At 62.2% G+C, this 18,715-nt stretch carries 12 protein-coding genes; 7 read left to right on the forward strand and 5 right to left on the reverse strand.

Going from position 1 to position 18,715, the window contains the following annotated elements:
- The first annotated feature begins 18 nt into the window (after nucleotides 1-18).
- The 3 genes from BV106_RS36705 (at nucleotide 19) to BV106_RS33810 (ending at nucleotide 2,707) form a co-directional block, all read left to right on the forward strand.
- Nucleotides 19-876, forward strand: coding sequence for a DUF4190 domain-containing protein (locus BV106_RS36705; RefSeq protein ID WP_051946901.1), 858 nt, complete (start codon nucleotides 19-21; stop codon nucleotides 874-876).
- A 123-nt stretch (nucleotides 877-999) separates the two neighbouring features.
- Nucleotides 1,000-1,605 (forward strand): DUF4190 domain-containing protein, encoded by a 606-nt coding sequence (locus tag BV106_RS36710; RefSeq protein ID WP_051946903.1) that lies wholly within the window; start codon nucleotides 1,000-1,002, stop codon nucleotides 1,603-1,605.
- 190 nt (nucleotides 1,606-1,795) lie between these two features.
- Nucleotides 1,796-2,707 carry a hypothetical protein gene (locus BV106_RS33810; protein ID WP_038172457.1) on the forward strand — a complete coding sequence of 304 codons (912 nt, stop codon included), beginning with the start codon at nucleotides 1,796-1,798 and terminating at the stop codon, nucleotides 2,705-2,707.
- 1,076 nt (nucleotides 2,708-3,783) lie between these two features.
- Here the strand turns inward: BV106_RS33810 and xylA are convergent.
- On the reverse strand, nucleotides 3,784-5,094 hold the full coding sequence (gene xylA, locus BV106_RS33815) for a xylose isomerase (RefSeq protein ID WP_038172460.1): 1,311 nt from the start codon (nucleotides 5,092-5,094) through the stop codon (nucleotides 3,784-3,786).
- 77 nt (nucleotides 5,095-5,171) lie between these two features.
- The gene (locus BV106_RS33820; RefSeq protein WP_038172462.1) at nucleotides 5,172-6,017 is read right to left on the reverse strand and encodes a transporter substrate-binding domain-containing protein; all 846 of its coding nucleotides are present in this window, start codon (nucleotides 6,015-6,017) and stop codon (nucleotides 5,172-5,174) included.
- Between the two features lie 150 nt (nucleotides 6,018-6,167).
- Here BV106_RS33820 and BV106_RS33825 point away from each other — a divergent pair, with 150 nt between their 5' ends.
- The gene (locus BV106_RS33825; RefSeq protein WP_038172485.1) at nucleotides 6,168-6,932 is read left to right on the forward strand and encodes a dienelactone hydrolase family protein; all 765 of its coding nucleotides are present in this window, start codon (nucleotides 6,168-6,170) and stop codon (nucleotides 6,930-6,932) included.
- Nucleotides 6,933-6,997: 65 nt separating this feature from the next.
- Nucleotides 6,998-8,446: a hypothetical protein gene (locus tag BV106_RS33830; RefSeq protein ID WP_038172463.1), complete on the forward strand. Its 1,449-nt coding sequence runs from the start codon at nucleotides 6,998-7,000 to the stop codon at nucleotides 8,444-8,446.
- A gap of 311 nt (nucleotides 8,447-8,757) precedes the next feature.
- On the opposite strand, the gene BV106_RS33835 is transcribed toward BV106_RS33830, so the two are convergent.
- Both BV106_RS33835 and BV106_RS33840 read right to left on the reverse strand, forming a co-directional pair.
- The gene (locus BV106_RS33835; protein ID WP_265596356.1) at nucleotides 8,758-9,219 is read right to left on the reverse strand and encodes a GIY-YIG nuclease family protein; all 462 of its coding nucleotides are present in this window, start codon (nucleotides 9,217-9,219) and stop codon (nucleotides 8,758-8,760) included.
- A gap of 6 nt (nucleotides 9,220-9,225) precedes the next feature.
- Nucleotides 9,226-15,972, reverse strand: a complete 6,747-nt coding sequence (locus BV106_RS33840; protein ID WP_038172465.1) for a Calx-beta domain-containing protein — start codon at nucleotides 15,970-15,972, stop codon at nucleotides 9,226-9,228.
- A 200-nt stretch (nucleotides 15,973-16,172) separates the two neighbouring features.
- Here BV106_RS33840 and rsgA point away from each other — a divergent pair, with 200 nt between their 5' ends.
- Nucleotides 16,173-17,294 carry a ribosome small subunit-dependent GTPase A gene (gene rsgA, locus BV106_RS33845; RefSeq protein ID WP_051946908.1) on the forward strand — a complete coding sequence of 374 codons (1,122 nt, stop codon included), beginning with the start codon at nucleotides 16,173-16,175 and terminating at the stop codon, nucleotides 17,292-17,294.
- A gap of 326 nt (nucleotides 17,295-17,620) precedes the next feature.
- Entirely contained in the window at nucleotides 17,621-18,016 is a 396-nt protein-coding gene (locus tag BV106_RS33850) for an FKBP-type peptidyl-prolyl cis-trans isomerase (protein ID WP_009959498.1), read from the forward strand.
- Nucleotides 18,017-18,215: 199 nt separating this feature from the next.
- Here the strand turns inward: BV106_RS33850 and BV106_RS33855 are convergent.
- Nucleotides 18,216-18,715: DUF1080 domain-containing protein (locus tag BV106_RS33855; RefSeq protein ID WP_038172491.1), on the reverse strand; the 500-nt coding region annotated here is incomplete at its 5' end.

Here is an 18,715-nt window from a genome sequence, read left to right on the forward strand (position 1 = left end):
ATCCATAGCGTCTCTCGCATGGATTATCATGTCGCGCGCAACGGAGAGCAGTTGGGGCAATTCACCGCCGAAGAAATCCGTCATGGACTTTTCGACGGCAAGTTTCAGCCAACCGATCTGGCCTGGAAGGATGGGCAGGCAGACTGGCAGCCACTGAGCGCCCTCTTCGGCCAGATCACGCCACCTTCCCGGGTGAAAAGCCCGCCCGCCACCCAGGTCCCGCTCTCCAGCACCGTCGCGCCGGACTATCACTCCCCTACCAATGGGATGGCCATTGCCGCACTGGTGATGGGCATCGTCTCCATCTTTACCTTCGGCTTGTGTGGCATCGGATCGATTGTCACCATCATCCTTGGCCACATGGCACTCACGCGAGTACGCCAGTCCGGTGGCTCGCTCGGGGGCAAGGGCATGGCCGTGGCCGGCCTCGTCATGGGCTACGCTTCCATCGCCCTCGCCATCATTGGCATCCTGGCGTCGCTCGCGCTGCCCACTTTCACCCGCATCCAGGAGAGGGGCAATGTTACCAAATCCATCAGCAACGTCCGGCAGCTGAATACCGCGTGCAGAATCTACGCCTCAGACCACAACGGCAAACTGCCCTCCGATCTACAGGAATTGGTCACTTCTTCCGTCCTGGATCAGGACCACTTCGACAAACTCCTCCGCTGCCCGCTCTCCACAGAGTATCCCGGCTACGACTACTTTGGAGCCGGAGTTGAAGACAGCGCCCCCGGAGAAACAGTGATCTTCCTCAGCAAAGCCGATGTCCGGGGCAAACGCATCGTCGGTCAGCTTGACGGATCCACTGCGCTCGGACTGCCCTCAGGCAGCACTGCGCCAGCTTCTTCGCCCGCGCCAGTTCCTGCTCGCTGAGGAGGAGCCTCCATATCTCGATAGAGAGTTGCACCAAGCGCCAGCCCGCCAGATCAAACTGCAGGCTGGCGTTTTGCCATGCGCGCCCCATCTTGCGTGCCAAACCTGAATTTCCCCTTACCCATGCAATATCACCTTGGCAGAGATGGCAGCCCGCTGGGAGAATTTCCCGAAAGCGAAATCCGCGATGGCCTGTCCACCGGCCGCTTTCAAGCGACGGATCTGGCCTGGTGCGCAGGCATGTCAGACTGGAAGCCACTGTCGGAAGTGCTGCCGCAAGCGGCCTCACTTTCTGCGGCCCCCTCCCAAGGCCCCTCGTCACCAGCAGACGCGGAAGTGCTTCGCCCTGACGTGGCCCCCACACTCTCTCTTGCCAAAGCCTCGCCTGCCGGCGTCCCCCCGACTCCAGGCTGGCCAGCACAGAGCTATCCGCCGGCCCACGTGGGAATGGGCGTCATGCCCACACCTGGCACCGCGATCGCCAGCCTCGTGCTCGGCATCATATCCCTGGTCACCTGTAGCCTGGGCGTAGTGTTGGTGATCCCCGGTCTGATTTGTGGTCACTTGGCCCTCAACCAGATCAAGGCCCCCGGCTCCCAATATAGTGGCAAGGCTTTGGCCATGACCGGCCTGATCCTGAACTACGTCTGGCTGGGCGCAGTCGTCCTCGGCGTGATCATCATCATTGCCTTCGGCCTCCTGGGCGTGATCCTGGAGCAGTTCAAGTAGCCAATCCAGAGCAACAAGGCGCAACTGACCACCTCTTCATACTTTCGAGAAAATCGGTCATTCCAGCATCGCAGAATTTCCTGTATTTAAAATTTTAGAGGTCTTATTGATTGTTTTTATAATTTTTGTAGCGCCTTACAGCAATTCGTGCATAATATTTCGCATGCTCAATAATGCAGCACTCCCAACTATGCGCCCTTTCGCTCTTCTCGCGGCCAACGCCGTACTGGCGGCGGGTTTGTTTTCCCCCCTCGCCCTTCAGGCGGGAGAGCCCGTAGCGGTGCCTCTCTCCAAGAGCGTGAACTTGGAAAAGGCCATCGACTGGCGTGAGCACACCGCGGCCCCGGTGGCGGACCCGATCCTTTTTGAAGATGCGGTGATTCGTAACGAAATCCGTCCCGTCTTCGGCTACCAAAACCTTGCCGATGATTTTGCCACCCAAGGCGGCGATCTTCAGGTGTACGGGATGCAGTTGCGCTGGGCCGCCACGCCTCGCTTCGGCCTCATGATGGTGAAGGGCGGTTGGAATGAGTTTCATCCCGGCGCAGGTCCGGATTCAGACGGTCTCGGAGACTTGGGAGTCGGCTTGAAATACGCCGTCATCGACCTGCCAGAGCACCAGTTCATCCTCACCCCCGGTGTGACCTATGAGTTCCCCACGGGTGACGAGGAAGTGTATCAGGGCAACGGCGACGGTCTGTGGAACTTCTTTGTCTCCAGCCAGAAGGGCTTTGGCGACTTCCACCTGCAGGCCAACGTGGGCATTCAGGTGCCCAACGACGACTACTGGAAGAGCACCATCCTTCACTACCACCTTCAGGCCGACTACTACGTCTGCAGCCACTTCATCCCCTTCGTCGTGGCCAACGGCTACACAGTGGTCAAGGAAGGCGGCGCCGTGCCTCTGGATTCCGAAGGCTATGACCTCGTGAACTTCGGCAGCGCCTATGCGGATGGGGAAACCCAGATCACCGTCGGTGGCGGCTTCCGCTCCCACCTCACCAGCTACCTTGACTTCGGCTTTGCCTACACCAAGTCGGTGGGCAAGAAAGAAGGCTTCATTGATGACCGGTTCATCGTGGACTTTGTCATCAAGTTCTAACCCGTTTCCTGCCGGCCCCAAGCCGGCGGATTGTTGACTCCTAAAATCCCAACGGCACAGAGGCAACTCTGTGCCGTTGTTTTTTTGGGTACCCCTCTCGCAAACCCACGCAGTCAGCGCAGCAGCTGGCACAGCCTAACCTCGCGGCAGCGTCTTGGAGTGCTGGTGGCTCGACACCGCTTTTGCAGCCCTGTTGATTCACTCCAACCTCAGCGGATGAACAGAGCCCATGAAGCAAGCGGACGATGAATCTGATGTTCATAGCGGCTGAGACACTCGAACTACATCTCCCGGCCCTAGCCGAGGGGCTTTCGAAATAACAAATAACCTGCCGATTCCGCGGAAGGCATAGGGGTGGCGACAGAACTTCAACAGAGGTTGCACAACCGCCGGAGGTGTCCGGAGACGGAGTATGTTCAAGTGAATGGACACCGTGAGCTGGCGTACGGCGATGGGACTTGGTGATTGATCGCTCCGCTTCCCATCGGCGGTTGTGCAAGCACAAACCGCCGCTCCTTGGACCGCTGAGGCTGGCGAACAATCTACGCTACGCTGTCGCCACGATGAAGCGGGCGAGAGTGACATTTGCGAGTGACGGAGCACTGGGTGTTTTGGGTCCTGACCGCGTAAACGCGGAACTCCAACCCGGCAGGCGAAACGGAGAGGGGTTGAGGTTCCGCTTGATAGCCGATGCCATCAGGAAAAAGGATAATCCTGCTGTTTTGCCTTGGTCAGCGCTGGAGCCTCGATAGCGCGCCCGCCATATTGGTGGCAGGAATGCCACCTCAGGAGGACCGAAGGTCCGGCATCATACCAGCCAAGGGCATCGCCCAAGGTTTCAATGTCCAACAACGAATCGAGGGCTGAAAGCCCGCACTGAAGTCTGGGACACTTTATAGACAACGAGTGGCTTGGCGAGACGGTTCTCGATGAACCTGTGAGCTCTGCCGATTGCCATTCTTCACCACACTGGGCTCTGGTCTGGTGTCTGGCAGTCTGGTGTCTCAAAAAAAGCCACCGCTTTCGCGGTGGCTTCGATCATCAACGCAGGATCGTTCCCTGAAACTCTCTGTGACTCAGATGAACTCGTTAACGAGGTTTTCGAGCATCTCCTGGCGCCCGCTGCCAATCGGAGGTTCGCCGTTTTTCAGCGTGTAGGCTTCGAGTTCTTCAAAGCCCACCTCCCCTCTCTCGATCTGGGCACCGATGCCATTGTCGAAGGTGCTGTAGCGCTGCTTCACGAAGGCGTCGAGACGGCCGTCCTCGATGATGGCGGCGGCAATCTTCAGACCCCGGGCGAAGGCATCCATGCCACCGATGTGAGCGTGGAAGAGATCCACCGGCTCGAAGCTTTCGCGGCGCACCTTGGCGTCGAAGTTGAGGCCACCGGAGGTGAAGCCGCCCATCTTCAGAAGCACCAGCATGATTTCCGTGGTGAGATAGATGTCGGTCGGGAACTGGTCGGTGTCCCAGCCGATGAGTTCGTCGCCCGTGTTGGCGTCGATGGAACCCAGGGCGCCGGCGGCCAGGGCCACCTCCAGCTCATGGCGCATGGTGTGGCCGGCGAGCGTGGCGTGGTTGGTCTCGATGTTCAGCTTGAAGTGCTCCAGCAGGCCGTACTCACGCAGGAAGTTCAGACACGCGGCGGAGTCGGAGTCATACTGGTGAGTGGAGGGTTCCCGGGGCTTGGGTTCGATGTAAAACGGACCGGTGAAGCCGATCTTGTTCTTGTAGTCCACCGCCATGTGCAGGAAGCGGCCCAGGTGGTCCATCTCACGTTTGAGGTTGGTGTTCCACAGCGTGGAGTAGCCTTCACGGCCACCCCAGAAGGTGTAGCCTTCGCCGCCGAGGCGGTGGGTCACTTCCAGCGCCTTCTTCACCTGGGCGGCGCCGTAGGCAAAGACATTGGCATTCGGGCTGGTGGCCGCGCCCTGATTGTAGCGCGGATGGGCGAAGAGACAGGCCGTGCCCCAGAGGAGCTTCTTGCCAGTGTCCTTTTGCAGGCGCTCCAGTTCATCCGCCACTGCGTCAAGATTCGAATTGCTGTCCGCCAGGCTCTTGCCTTCCGGAGCGACATCGCGGTCGTGGAAGCAGTAGTAGTCCACACCCAGCTTGTCCATGAACTCAAAGCACACCCGCGCGCGCTTCTGCGCGTTGGCGATGCTGTCGGTGCCATCATCCCAGGGCTTCTGCGAGGTGCCGCCGCCGAAGGGGTCCGACAGCGTGTTGCGCATGGCGTGCCAGTAGGCCACGCCGAAGCGCATGTGGTCCTTCATCTTTTTACCCGCCACCACTTCATCAGCGTTGTAGTGCTTGAAGGAAAGCGGGTTCTTCGACTTGGGTCCCTCGTACTTGATCTTCGGAATGTCAGGAAACGCTTCGCTCATAGATGGCCCATTTCAGACCACAAAAAGCGAGCGTCAAGCCCCATCGTGCCGGGGTACCATCTTCCCTGCAAAAGTTGTCAGTTCTTCCCAACCTCTCCCGGCTTCAAGTCGAAGACGAAGGGGATCCCCATCTCAGACATGACCGCTTTTTCCTTCGCAAGATACTTGTCCCCCAGGCGGCCAAACCCGCCCTCTGCGCGGAATTTCGCCAGGAATTCGTTGGCCTTGGTTTTCAGTTCCGTGTTGCCCTGCTGAATGCCGATGGCCCACACTTCCTCACGCAACGGCTGGAGCAACACGCGTGTGGCCTCCGGGTGCCGGTTGTGATAGTTCATGAGAGAAAGCTGGTCGTAAATCCAGGCGTCCACCCCGGCCTTCACCACCTCCATCACGCAGGCAGTGTCGGAGTCCAGGACCACCAGGGAGGCATCCGGCAGGTACTGCCGTGCATATTGCTCGCCCGTGGTACCCAGCCGCACCGCCACCCGCCGCCCGGGAGCCTTCAGGTCTTCCAGAGATTGCACCGGAGACTTCGCCGCCGCCAGGATGGCCAGCCCCGTCTTCACATACGGATCGCTGAAATCGATGGACTTGCGACGTTCATCATTGGCGCTCATGGAGGAAATAATGCAGTCCACACTGCCCGACTTCAGGGCCGCGATCAGGCCGTCGAAATTGATGTTCCGGAACTCCACCTCGCGCCCCAGGGACTTGCCCAACTCCCGGCCCAGATCCACACTCACGCCGAAGAACTCCCCTTTCTCATCCACCACCTCGAAGGGTGGGTAGGTGGCATCCATCGCCACCACGAGCTTTTTGGGCTTCGCCGGAACCCCCGGCTGGTCTCCCGGGCTGCATCCCATCAGAACGCAAGCCGCGCTGGCTGCCATCCATCCCATGAACGCCCGGAGTGATATCGTCATGGGCGTGCATACACCGAAACCCACTTTTTGCCAAGCGACGTCATGGGAGGATTCTCCCTCAGCCGCGGCTCAGGCTTGCCTTCCTCCCGATTTTGTCGAAGGGTGCTCTGGCCCCCGGTGAAACGGGTTCCGAAAAACCGCCCCTCCCCCATGATTCTCCGCTCTGACGAGACTGCCGACCTGCCGACCCCGTACGGCCCCATGCGAACGCACCTGTTCCGCCCTGTGGCAGAGGGTAGGTATCCCGGCATCCTCATGTACTCGGAGATCTTCCAGGCCACCGCCCCCATCCGGCGCACCGCGGCCTACCTGGCTGGCCACGGCTATCTGGTGGCCGTGCCCGAGATCTACCACGAGTTTCTGCCAGCGGGGGAAGTGCTCGCCTATGACCAGGCCGGGGCCGACAAGGGCAATGATCTCAAAACCGCCAAAGAACTGGCCAGCTACGACGCCGACTCCCGCGCCGTTCTGGACTTCCTGAAGTCCCACCCCGCCTGCACTGGTAAACTGGGAACCTTCGGGATCTGCATCGGCGGCCACCTCTCCTTCCGCGCCGCGGCGAAGAACGCCGACATCGACGCGGCCGTGTGCCTGTACGCCACCGACGTCCACAAGCAGAGCCTGGGCAAAGGCCTGAACGATGACACCCTGGCAAGCATCAAGCACACCCAGGCAGAGCTCTGCATGATCTGGGGTCGCCAGGATCCCCACATCCCGCTGGAAGGACGTCGCAAGGTACAGGCAGAACTGGATGCCCAGAACCTGAGCTACACCTGGCATGAGTTCAACGGACAGCATGCCTTCATTCGCGACGAGGGTCACCGCTATGATCCCGTGCTGGCGTCCACCTGCTATGGCCTGGCCCTGGAGTTGTTTCATCGCAAGCTGGGTGCCGGCGTCCCTTCCGGGAAATAACTCAACCTCTGCCCGGGATCCGGCGCAATGCCGCGAGGCTCCCGCCAGACCTGCCGTCTAGTCTTATGTGGAGGTGGACGCAATCTTTCCTGAACACGAGGTCCCGCAAGCTCTGGGCCTCGCTGGCCGTGCTGGCGCTGGGGATCACGCTCACCCTGCGTCCCTGGTCTGGCACCAGCACTCCCACCAGCACCAGGCTGCCCGCCATCGCACGACCGGAGAAGGACGCACCCTGGAAAAAGGCCCTGTGGGAAAAGGTGCTCGTCGCGGAGAATGCCCTGCTCCAGCGCCGGGAGTACTTGCTGACGGATCCGGAATTCCTGGCCCCTCTCGATGCCAGGTTGGACGAGCTCTACTTCCAACTTCGGCACGCTCCCAATTCAGAAGCCGAGCGGGCCAGCTTCCAGAAGACCTTGCAGGAAGCCTACCTCGAAGCCCAACGTTCCCCCGACGGCATCGCCCGGCTCGAACGCCACCTCGCTCACATCTTCAGCCATCCCTCAATCTCCCGGGATGATGCCGCCTCCAGCATCACGGCCGACTACGGCATCGTACCCGGAAAGCTGGCCTCACCGGCAAACGCCAGCAGCGCCCGGAGCTTTGTCATCACGAAGTCTGAACTGCTGGATGATCACCGTCTGCCCCAGAGCAGCTTCGTGGCGGCCAAGCTGGAAGAACTGGCCCGCCAGCACCCACAGGCCCGGGAAATACTGGTGCGGATCTGCCCTCTGCATGATGAGAAGGCCGCCTTCTGCGAGTACCGCTACCAACGGGAACTGGGAAACAACCAATCGATGACCGGGCTGCTCACCGTAAGCCCGCCCACGGAGAAGCGCTCCCACTTTTACCGGGAGTGGTCCCACGCGGTCCATGGTGATCAATTCACCCGCTGGACCCAGGGCGGATACAGCCTGCACCAGTCCCTGCGCGACCAGACCAGCAACGCCCTGGCCGGCGCCCTGCTGGAGATGGATGTGAATCTGGTGCTCACCATCCACGCTCCAGAGGCCCAGGGCTCTCCCGTGTGGCGGCCGGACAGCGGTGAAATCGCGATCCGCACCTCCGGGGCCAAATGGACCAGCATCGCCCTGCAGCATGTGCCCCGGCTTTTCCCAAAGGATTGGGAAGGGCACACGATCGCGGTCTGGCCTCCTGGCGAGGTGGAATCCAGCCAGCTCGCCGAGAAGGCCTCGCAATGGGAGGCAGGATCAAAACCGGAGTCTCGCGGCGAGACGTCCGTCGTCTCGGCAAACGGCACCCGCTACGAATGGCGGCAGAGTGCCGCCGGATCACGTTCACCTTCCCGTTCACAGACCGAACTGGTGCGAATCACCCCCGACGGCCGATCTGAAGTGTTGCTCCACGGCGGAGCCGGCTGCCACCACCCGGCGCTCTCCCCGGATGAAGCGTGGCTGGCGTTTGTCGACCACGGGAAGGGTGTGCTGGTATACCGGCTGGCCGAGAGTGGCGGTGGTTCTGAGCGAGCGGCAGAGGGTGGGGATACTGGGAAATAACGGGGGCTGGGGTGGAAAGAAGAGCGTCGGGAGTCTGTGGGGCCTGACCGCCTAAAGGCGGAACGGAGAGGGTTGGAGTTCCGCTTTTAAGCGGGGAAGTTGGTGTTCATAGCGGCTGGGACAGTCGAACGACATTCTCTGGTCCGCACCGGGGTTGGAGTACCGACTTTAGTCGGCTCAGGATGCGTTGGATGAGCTACGGCCGACTGAAGTCGGCACTCCAACAACGAGGTGATGGGCGGGGAGATGCGAGGGGAACGGGCGGAAGATGCCGATTGCCGATCGGCGGCACAGCAGATTGACAATCTGCGCTACTTTGTCTCCACAGCCCAGTCCCGCCCTTCCGCCTGCACGGCCTGTTCCTTGCGGGCCTTACGTAGTTTCTTGAACCGAAACTCCATCTTCAGCGCTTCTGTTTTGGTGCCTGCGGTCCAGGAGCGCTCCAGCACCAGGGGGCCGCGACCGCGGGTGTACCGGGCTCCGGTGCCGGCATTGTGCCGGGCCAGACGCCGCTCCAAGTTATTGGTGATGCCGCAGTAGAGGGAGCGGTCCGCACAACGCAACACGTAGAGCCACCACGTCACCGTCGCCTCCGCCGCCACCGGTGAGGCAGCCGCGGGGGCGTCCCTGCCAGAGTCAGCGTCATCGCCTGCAGGAGGCGAGGGGCGCGGCTTCCGGCTGGAGGCGCGGACTTGCTTGCGGCTCAGACTCAGGCTCATGGTGGGTGCCGGGGAATCTGGCAGATCCCGGCCGCCTGCCAAGCCTGCGTTCATCTCCAACTAGGGTTTCACGATCCGCACCCGCATGAAGCAGTGGGGCGTGCCCGGGGCGGGCGTGTAGGTGGCACGCACGCTCTCAAACCGCAGGTCCACCGGGGTCACCTGCTCCACGACTCCGCTGCCGCTCCAGCCGTTGACTCCGAGACTGGTGCTCCACTCCGGATGATACTCGATGTCCTGCGCCCACCGGTCCCGCGTGTAGGTGATGGTGAGGGCACTGCCGTTCATGGAAAGAACAGGTAGGTTCGCTCCCGCCACCGTCGCATCCGAGTGGAAGGCATATTCCAGAAGGTTGATCACCCCGTCCCCATCAAAGTCCTCCATGATGCCGCTCCCGGGTCCATTGGCATTGGCGCCGAACTGCTCGTACCGCCACTCATCTGCATGAAGATCCTCGATGTAGTTGGAGGCGACGCTGTCTTCCGTGATGGTGTAGTACGCCCCTGGCAGGAGGGTGCCCTGCACGGTCTCCGATCCCTCCGCCAGGGTGTCCGGAATGGCGTGCATGAGGATGAAAGCGGAATCCGCATTGACCGGAATGGTGACGGTGGTGCCCATCGGCTCGAAGTCCACCCCCTCCTGGCCAACACTGCCCGCCAGGGAGAAGTTGACGACCAGCGCCCGGCTCAGATTCCCCTTCCGCAGTACGAGGAAACCTCCCGGGCTGAAGCCATCCTCCCGGGCGGGATCATGATAGGCGTAGATGGAGACCTCTGCGGTATCGAGCGTGATGGTGACCTCATCCATGGTCTGCATGCCGCCGTCATCCGCGGTGAGCCGCAGCGCATAGACTCCACCCTGCGGAAAAGTCACTGTGGTGCTGGCGGAGGAGGCATTCCCAAACACCACCCCGGGCGGGCCGGAGACCTGGCTCCAGGCGATCGTCTGTGCGCCGCCTGCCAGCGCTGGGCCGTCAGCATCTGTCACCACGCCAGCCAGGGTTCGAGGAACTCCCACCTCTGCCGTGCCGTCGGGTCCGGCGTTTGCGAGGGGGGCCAGATTGTCCGCAGTGCCGATGACCTGCACGTTGTCCACCAGGCCGGTGTTCAGCCTCGGCGGCGTGCTGGAGGAGACGGCCACGACGGCGATGCCCGCCAGCAGGTCCGAGGAAAGACCGGAGAAGGTCTGCGCGGCCCCGCGTTGGGCCCACTGCACACCATCCACAGAGTCGTAAGCCGTGATGACGTCCCCGGCCCGTGCCAGACGCACCCAATAACCGGGTGACACGCCGCTGGTGGAAACCGTGCTGGCAGAGGTGGAGGCGGTGGTCCGGTTGACGGCGGCAGAGAGGTTCGAGGTAGCGGGCGCCATGAGCATGGCCGCCATCCGGGAGCCGACCAGGGTGCTCTCTCGCAGCATCACGCCCACGCGGGCACTGCCGCTGGTGCCGGCCACGTGGCGAACCCGGGCGATGATCTCTCCGTCGCCAGTGAGCCGCCGGTGCCGGAGGGCGAAGGTGTCTGAACTGCTGGTGAGGCTGGACCCGGAGCCGTTCACGGCGTGGGTGCCATACTGGGAGGCCCCGCTCCCCGGCAGAGCCAGGGTGCCCACATCACTCTGCGACCAGGTGTTCGTGGAGGCCAGTACCGTTACCGGCACATCCAGCGTGCTCGTCTTCGCCCCGTCTCCCGCGGTGAGGCGCAGGACATAGCGCCCTGCGGTGCTGAACCGGGCACCGCTGCTGGCGGCGAAAGGAGCGGTGAAGGTGACTGTGCCCGGCCCGGAGGCCTTGGTCCAGGCATAGGTGGCCGGCACTGGCAGTTCATCATCTGCCGTCAGCACATCCAGCCACAACGTGGCGGCCGTCTGCAGCCCCGAGGTGGAGAGCCGGGGGGATCGCAGAAACAACAGCGGGGCATTGTTCTGTTGGACATCGCCGATGCACGCCGTGGCCGAGCGGTTCTCCGTGAGCACGTACCCGCTGCCCTGCTCCAGGGTCAGGATCACCGTCTCCTCTCCCTCCCCCAGCGCATCCGCGCTGGGCGGGAAGTGGGAAAAGATCTCCTGCACCCCGGCGGGGATGGTGATGGTGGCAGGCCGGGTGGGATAGTCAGTTCCTGAAACCGCCGTGCCTGAGTAGGCCACTGGCACCACCAGCGCGGCGGCCGTGCTGCCCGTGCGGGTGAGCCGGAAGTTGAGCTGCTGGCCAAAGCGCCCTTCGAAAGCGAACGGCGACTCAACCGCCAGAGAGAGGCGCGGCTCGTTGTCCAGAATGAGGAGCGTGCACTGCGCGGTGGCCGTGGTAAGGGCTGCGCCGCCTGCCTCCTGCAGGAGCACACACACCGTCTCCACGTCCTCTGGGAGCAGGTCATCCTGCACGGCCGCCTCGATGGTCTGGCTGGAGACGCCGGGGCCGAAAGTCAAAGCACCCGTGCCCAGGCGGTAGTCCACGCCACCCCCCAGTGCCGTGCCGCCGTAGATGACATAGTTCACCGTGGAGGTACCGGCCAGGCTGCCGGTGCGGTTCACCGTGAGGGTGGCGGTGCCCACGTCCTCATTCACGGTGAGGCTGGTCTGGGCAAAGGCCAGACTGCTGGCGAAGCCCGAGCTGGCACCATCATTCAACACCATGGTGGCGCGTCCGGACTCAATGCCATAGAGCGGCTCGATGGCTGGGTCCGGCAGGACCTCCAGGGCCAGAGTCTCCGCCCCTTCCACCAGGGAGTCCGTGAGGGTGCCGACATCCACCACCACGCCCAGGGCACTGGCGGGAATGGTGACCGTCGCCGCCGGGGCCGTGTAATCCGTCCCGGCCGTAGCCGTGCCTGCAGTGCCCAGCTTTACCACCAGGGCAGAGGTGGTGGTGACAGAGCGTGAGACATAGAACCGTGCATTGCCCCCTTCCGTGACGCTGTTGGTGGTGGCGGTTACGCTCACCATGTTCACCGAGTCATCATCCTCGATGACCATGGTGCCGGCGCTTTGCAGGTCCAGTTGGTAGCTGGAGGACGGTTGCACAGAGAGCACCACCGTCTCCGCATTCTCCTGGAGGCTGTCGTTCAGCGGGGTCACCACCACATTGGCCGTCGTGTTCTTTCCCATCACCACAGAGGTGCCCACTGAGGTGTAGTCCACCCCGCTGGCGGCGGTGCCGGTGACGGTAAAGTTCACGGTGATGTTTCCGCTCCCCGTGCCGGTAGTGGTGATGCGGAAAGTGCCCGGATTGGCCGTGCTACCCTCTGCCACGGCACCATCCGTGAGCGCCACAGAGACCACGGGCAGGTCGCCGTCATCCACAATGCTGGCGCTGGCATTGCTGGGGCTGCCGAGGATGTACTGCGTGCTGCTGCGGAGCTGCAGGGAGACGGATTGCGCCGGCTCTCCATGCGAATCTTGTACCGGGAACAAATCCACCACGGCGGTGGCACTGCCCTGGGCGAAGGTGACGAATCCAGGCAGGGCCAGGTAGTCCGCGCCATGCAGGGCCTCTCCGCCGACGGCATAGTGCACCACCAGCTCCTGGGTCGTGCTGCCCGTGCGGGTGAGCGTAAAGCGGATGGGATCGCCGTTCTCATTCCCGGTGGCATCTGTGGCGGCAATGGTGACGACCGGCGTCTCGTCATCAATGATCTTGACCGTGCCACTGATCAGCGCGGGGTGGCGCACGTAAGCGGCATTCGTGGCCACCGTGACGGTGACCAGCTCCAGCCCCTCCATCAGGGTGTCATTCAGCGGAGTGACCTCCAGGGGCACAAAGCTGGCACCCGCAGGAATGACCACGCTGCTGATGCTGGTGAAGTCTGTGCCGTTGGTGGCGCTGCCGGTGGAGGCATCCACGGTGAAATTCACTGTGAGCGCGGACGCCGTGGATCCGGTTCGCGAAATAACAAACCGCCCGGTGTCTGCGGGGTTGCCCTCCGTGGCCTCGGGATCGTCCACCTCCAGTGCCACCTGAGGCAGGGAGGTGTCATTGTCCGCAATCGTCACCTGCACGGTCTGCGGGCCGCTCACTTGATAGCCACTGGCATTGATGAGGGACATGACCACCGTCTCCGGCCCCTCCTGCGCGGAATCCGCCACCATGTTGATGGCGACATCCAGGAAACTACTGCCAGCCGGGATGACAAAGCTCTCCAGCGGCGAGGAGGTGGTGGTGGCCGCAGGGCTGAGCTGGTAGTCCGAGTTCAGCCCCGCCGTGCCGGTAAAGTCCACATACACGGTGAGCGCGGCGGTGGTGCTGCCGGTGCGGGTGATGCGGAACTGGCCGGGATTGCTGTCCTCTGCCGCATCCGCATCGGTGGCCTGGATGGCCACTTTCACCGCGGACTGGGTGGCGGTGAAATTCTGCACGGCCCCGCCGCCGGAGACCGCCAGGGAGTAACCCTCCTTCACCGCCTGCAAGGTGACGGCGGTGGACGAGAGGTTGGTCACACAAAAAGCTCCCGTGGCATCAGAATAAGCACCACGATAGTTGGAGGTGGTGAGCCCATTGTGGACGCGAACCCCAGGCAGCGGGTTCCCTAGCCCGTCCACCACGGTGCCGCTGATGGTGACGGTGGAGGGCGCGCCCACCGTGATGAGCACGGAGCGAACCTCCCGGCCCCCTTTCATATCGCTCACCGTGCACTGCACCTGATAGTAGCCTGCCGCGGTGAAGGTCTTGCTGGCGGTGGCGCTGCTCACGGTGCTGAAGCTGGTGCTGTTAAACGAAGCGAGCTTGTCACCAAAGTCCCACGAATACGCCAGCGTATCCCCGTTGGGATCGGAGGCGGTGGCGGTGAAGTTCACCGTCGCATTCAGCGCCACGGTGGTGGCGCTCGCACCGAGGCTGAACGTGGGCGGCAGGTTTCCCGCGGCCATGGTGCCGGTGTTCACCACCACGTCGATGGATTCCGGCGCGGTGCCCCCCTTCCCAATGGGGGTGATGTGCACGTCTGCCTCATAGTCGGAGAACGTGCGCCCGATGACGAGCGGCGCATCCGTGCGGTCATCCGGGGAGCCGGGGGTCATGTCCAGCAGTTGCGTACCGCGGTTGCTGCCCAGGGCGGTGCCGTTGTCCGCCCCGCTACCGAAGCCCCAGGGGCTCCAGTTGAGTGTGACGCCGTTCGTGAACCACGGGTTCGAGGAGAGTTTCTGACGGAACTCCAGCCAGTAGTCGCGGTCGGCATCTTTCGCCACCCGCAGGGCATAGCGCAGCCCGGGGTCCTGCCGCACCTGGTCGAACTGGTGGATGCGGTACACGCCGCTCCTGCGCACGGTGGTGTAGGTCTCCGGGGTGATCCACTGGAGCTGCTCCTTCATGCTGGCATTGAAGTGGCCGCCGCTGCCGCTGCTGCCCATCACGTCGTTGGTGTGGCCATATTCAACATTGGCTCCTGAACCAATACTGCTCACGCCGGAGGTATTCCATGAGTTGGAGTGCCACACGCCCACGTTGTGCCCCAACTCATGCTCGGCCGTGCCTACCGAGGTCGTCTTCAGCCAGGTGTTGGGACCGTTCACACTGCCCAGCCCGCCGAAGGAGCCCGGGCCGCCGGTGTAGATGACCACGAAGTGGTGATAGTCCTCCGGGGGAAATCCGAGCTTCCGCGCGGCCTCCTTAGCGTCATTCATGATCGGCGAATTGCTGCCGGTGGTGTTGTAGTCCGTGATATACCACGCCGCGGTGCGGGGCAGCAGCACGGTGGGAGCGACCGTGCCCATGAAGGTGAGGCGACCATAGCTGCTCTCCTGGAAGTAGTCGGCAATGGTCTTCAGGTTCGCATACGCGTCTTTCTCCGTTTGAGGTTCCTGGAGGGCGTCCGGGAAGGTGAGGCGCAGGTAGATGATCTTCCGGATGCCGGTGCTGTTTACCCGGGTGATGGGGAAGGTGCCGGTGGGCGCAGTGGGGCCACCCGTAGCGCCTTCTCCGGCGATGAGTTCCTCCTCCACCTGGCGGAAGTGGCCGCCATCGCAGAGGTAGATGATCTGGGTACCCGCCTCCACGGCTGGCGTCTCCACCGTAACGGGTGGCAGCGTTCCTTGAGGAGAACGTTCGACCGTGGTGCTTTCACCTGAGACGGGGCAGACCTCCACAGCTTGCTTGGCAGCGTCCGGGCGCTCCCCGGTTTCCAGCCTCCGCAGGGGGCTCTCGCTGACGGCGAACTCGTTGTCCACCGCCACGCCGTTCAAGGTGGCCGCGCTCACGGACATCTGCCGTCCGCGTCGGCCATAGACATGCGCCCGGTACTCCTGGCCATTCAGCGTCGCAAACCGGCGCACCGTGGGCTCTGAGGGATCACTGTCCGGAGAAACGGCCAGCACCTCCAGAGGGCCGACGCCGCTGAGCCGCTCCTCCAGCTGAGCCACGATCTCAGGGGGCAAGTCCTGGCGCACCACCATGGGCACCGCTTGCTCCAGGGCCGTGCGCGGATCTGTCATCACCACCACCTTGAGCGCCTGCCGGTGCTGCTGCGCCAGGCGGATGCCTTCCGGAACCATCGCGGCACGATCTGCTGCGGAAGCCGCAAAGTATCTCCCGGCCCATTCACGAAAGGCACCGATCTCGGGCTTGGCAGGCTGCGGGAGCTGAATGACTTCTACCAAGGTCGTCGCTGGCAAAGCTGCCACTCCCGTCGGCACAGAAGGCGGCGCCTTGGCCTTCGCATCCTCCTGGATCTGAGCGTTCGATGTCGGATGCTGGCCTGCACTGGCACTCGATTCAGCGGTACCATTCTTCTGGGAACCGCTGCCACCACTGGACCACCACATGGCAACAATCGCGGCCACACCGGCTCCCGCGAGGAGCCCTCCTAGAAGCTTCTTCATGTCTTGGCAGGGGTTTGAAGCAGACCTGGCCCTCTGTGGCCAGTCGTTGAAATGATGGAAGCGCAAATCCTACATGGCGCGTGCGTCTTAACTCAAGACGAATCCCCTTTCTTAGAGTAATAGGTGTAAGAACCGCATCACTCGCAGCGTGAGGGATGGCTTCCTCTTGACCCCACCCCTTTATCCCTTATCCGTTCCCCGTGCCTGTTGCCCTTGCCGATCTAGGATGGAATCACGAGTTTGAACAAGAGTTCGCCCCTTATGCCGCGAACGATTGGGTGCCTGCACGTCTGATCCGGGACAACAAGATTACTTATGGAGCCCTGACGGTCGAGAAGGGCCGCTTTGAAGAGTACGAGGTGGTCATGAGCGGCAAGGTGTACCATGACGCCGCCACGGACGCGGACCTGCCCGCGGTGGGTGACTGGGTGGCCCTGGAGCTGGGTGATGAAGACCACGACACGGTCATCCGCGCCCGGCTCTCCCGCCAGACCTGCCTCTCCCGCAAGTCCGCCGGCCACAGCACCGAGGAACAGGTCATTGTGGCCAATCCCACTGTGGTGGTGGTGGTGACCGAGAGCGGCCCCGATCTCAACCTGCGCCGCATGGAGCGGTACTTCACCGTCATCGGACGTAGCGGAGCCCGTGCAGTGGTGCTGGTGAACAAGTCTGACCTCTTCGCAGCCGATCAGAACCAGGCGGCGGTCGAGGCCATTCAAGGTCTCAATCCTGATGCGGAGGTGCACCTCTGTAGCGCGATGAAACCGCGCATCTTCAAGCAGACACTGAAGCCCTATCTCACCAAAGGGCACACCCTGGCCTTCATCGGATCCAGCGGTGTGGGCAAGTCTGCACTCATCAATGAGCTGCTGGGAGACGAGTTTCAGTTCACCGGCGAAGTGAATGAAATCACCGGCAAAGGCCGCCACACCACCACGGCACGGGAGCTTATGGTGCTGCGCAAGGGCGGCATCGTGGTGGACAATCCGGGCATCAAGGAGATCCAGATGTGGACGGACGAGACGGTCCTGCGGGAACGATTCGCCGACATCGAGGATCTGGCGATGCAATGCCGTTTCCAGGACTGCAAGCATGGCAAGGACGTGGGCTGCGCCATCCGCATCGCGGTAGAAGAGGGTCGGCTCGACCAAGAACGCCACCTGGGCTACTTGAAGCTGGACGAAGAAATCGCCAAGCTGCTCAAGCGGAAAAAGACGCGCCAGATGACCGTGGAGCGCCGCTTCAAGCGGGATCACAAGATCAAGGCCCGCAACCGGACAGACCGGATGGAGTACGAGCAGGACCTGCGCCCCCGAGCGTGAGCCTGATGTTCCAAGTCGCCTACTTAAGGTGACGTCAAAGGGGGCCAAGGAGCGGCAGTTTGTGCTCGCACAACCGCCGAGCTAAAGCGGAGTGATCGATCGCCCAATACCCCTGACCTTATGCGGTCTTGCCGCTGTATTGTTCCTTGGAACGCCTCTTCCTCCGGAAACCACCGGCGGTTGTGCAAGCACAAACCGCCGCTCCTTAGGGGGTGCACGGTACCATGGAGGTCCTGTGGGAGACGAGGTTGTGCTTGCCGATGCCCCGGACAGGTCTAGGTTTTCCCTTCCTAGTCAAAAACCAAACCGAAACACCCACCTGCATCATGTCTGACATTGCCCTCGCCAAAGGCGAAAAGTTTCTTGAAGACAACGCCAAAAAAGAAGGCGTGACCACCACCGCCAGCGGCCTCCAGTACAAAGTCCTCACCCCGGGCACCGGCAAGAGCCCCAAGGCCACGGACACGGTGCTGGTGCACTACCGCGGCACGCTCATCAGCGGCACGGAGTTCGACAGCTCCTACAAGCGCAAGGAGCCCATCAGCTTCCCCCTCAACCGCGTGATCGCTGGCTGGACCGAAGGCGTGCAACTCATGCAGGAAGGCGCCAAGTTTGAGTTCTACATCCCCTCCAAGCTCGCCTACGGCAGCCGCGGCGCCGGCCGCGACATCGGGCCGAACGAGGCACTGATCTTTGAAGTGGAACTGCTCAAGGTGAACTAAGTTCTCCTCCATCTCTCTGGCCCGTCATCTTGATGGGCCAAACAAAACAGGTCATAAAAGCCGCTGGCTCTTATGACCTGTTTTTTTGATCTAGAACGACGAAACGGACCCAGATTCAGAAACCCAAATTCTTTGAATTCGGTCTAAAAATCAGTCTCTTCGCCCTCTGTGGTTAGTTTGAATTTCGTTCTCCAGCCCCTCACTTCACCACCGGACGCAGCACCACGTTGCGGAAGTCGATGTTGGTGTGGTCGCCCTGAAAATAGATCGGGCCGGGCTTGAACTCATCGCTGGAAATGGCGCCACCCGTGCAACCCAGCACCGGCTGGTTGTCGATGATGGTCTTGCCATTGAGGATCACCGTGAGATGGCGGTCCACCAGGGTGATGTCGAAGGTCTGCCACTCACCAATGGCTTTCTCTGCCGCCACGGACGGCGTGATGCGGCTGTAGAGCGCGCCCATGTTGTGGGAGTCCAGCGGCTTGCCGAAGCTCTCCGCCACTTGGACCTCATAGATGCCACGCAGGTAAATCCCGCTGTTGCTGTCCTTCTGGGTACGGACTTCCAGCTTCAGGTTAAAGTCCTCGAACTCCTTCTCCGTGCGGAGGTTGCCGTGGTGCTTGCCCTTCTCCACGCGGTTCTGCAGCACGCCGTCTGCGACGCTCCAGCCATTGTCCGCCTTGGGGTTCATCAGCGCCC

Origin of the sequence: Verrucomicrobium sp. BvORR106, assembly GCF_000739655.1 — a bacterium.
GTDB lineage: Bacteria > Verrucomicrobiota > Verrucomicrobiia > Verrucomicrobiales > Verrucomicrobiaceae > Verrucomicrobium.